This is a genomic window from Adlercreutzia muris, assembly GCF_008831045.1.
GTDB lineage: Bacteria > Actinomycetota > Coriobacteriia > Coriobacteriales > Eggerthellaceae > Adlercreutzia > Adlercreutzia muris.
Window position 1 is genome coordinate 1 of the sequence record NZ_WAJS01000073.1, and the last position, 1,637, is coordinate 1,637.

At 50.1% G+C, this 1,637-nt stretch carries 1 protein-coding gene; it reads left to right on the forward strand.

The features are described 5' to 3' along the window. The first annotated feature begins 205 nt into the window (after positions 1 to 205). Positions 206 to 1,213: a hypothetical protein gene (locus tag F8D48_RS11410; protein ID WP_151432156.1), complete on the forward strand. Its 1,008-nt coding sequence runs from the start codon at positions 206 to 208 to the stop codon at positions 1,211 to 1,213. Positions 1,214 to 1,637 lie beyond the last annotated feature (424 nt).

Here is a 1,637-nt window from a genome sequence, read left to right on the forward strand (position 1 = left end):
GCTCTCCAGACTCAGCCGAACGCTCGAAACGCATCCTTTTTCGCCGTGAAGGCGTTGGGCTGAGTCCGAGAATGCATCCGAAGCTCCCGAGCAAAGTGGGCCGTTCGGCTAACTTCGCGAATCAACCATCCTTAAAGAGGCACTTCAACAAGCCCGATCAAACGGAGGCGAAGCTCGCAGGAATGCAGACAAGCTGGCCGGCGAGGTGCACCTCTTCGAAAGACCAGATTTTGTTATTTCGCCAAAGACTGGCAAGGTCATTGGAATCGAGCATTTTCGGGTGGACCATTTCGTTCGCCACGACAAAAGTGTCCAATCTGCTGCGGCAACTTTCATGAATAGCTGCGAAGGCAGACGGAAACAAATGCTATCGAATGGCGCACCCGGTTATTTTACTGACGATATGCTTGGACAAATTGGCGAAATGATCAGCCAGCAAATTCACCTCTCGAATAATGCCAGCATTGACGATATAAAGCGATCTCTGGAGGCGCGACTATTCGGAACCAGGGGTCACATACCGAAGATTGAGTCTTACCGAGCCAATTTGCAAAGCTTCAGCTCGGCAAGAGTGACCGAAATGGGATTTCTTATCGAAATCCATTCTGACCTTCGGGATCTCTTCCTGAATGACGCCCACGCTGTCCGCAGGATTCAACTTGGAGAGCTACCTCTTTTCGGAGACGTTTACGACCTTTTAGCTAAAGCTGCATCGTCTCTTGATTGGATAATCCTTGCTTTCTACGGCGCCACAGACAACGAGATTCGCAATGCTGCCATTATCGACTGCCGCAACGAGAAATTCCCATATAGTGCTAGCATGCAGGACATTTACGCCATTCCCTATCTAGGCTTAGATAAAACTGCACCGAAAATGCACCAGCAGCGTCGAGGTAAAGTAGGCTTCACCGTTGGCGAAGAAGACATAACCTATTTGATCGAAAGAACGTCGCCGCCCATCGATCCCGAACAACTTTGGCAGAGGGCAATCGCTGACGGAGCGATTGCCCTTACGAAAGCTAGAGAGAGAAAGCCCTTTGTAGCAACTCTGCCCGTTCAAATACTGTATGAGATGCTTTTCGACAAAGCAAAACGCTATCGGGGCCCCATCACCTCCAACACTGTGGAGAAATTGCTGTACTCAATGAAAGCAACCGAACGCAACCTGCTCATCCAGCGCTTTGCAGCTAAATGGGACATCTCCGAACCATAACCCCAGACCTAGCTCTTAACTCATTAGCCCACAAGTTTGTTAAGGAGAAACTCGCTATGAATTGCATATCTCGGTTTTATAGCGGGTAGCGTAACAAAGGCCATTGAAACAGGCGGTGACTTGAACGAAGTCCTAAAAGCTGCGGCCTTCGAAGGTAGCGAGAGCTTCAAACGGAGCACAATTACCAGTAGCGCAACGGGGACCTTGAGCAGCTCTTTGAAGCTTCAGAAAACCTCGAAGATAATACCACGCTGGAAGGAGTCGGAGATTCGTGCGCTCGAAAAACACCCTGGGGAATGTACTGCCTCCCATTTCTTGGACACGAGAAATGGGAGGCTTCTTTATGCCATCAGACCTTAGGATCAGATACGACGTCGATGTCCGCAGGGCCGCAGCGGAGCTCTTCGAGGAGGGCTATGGGTAT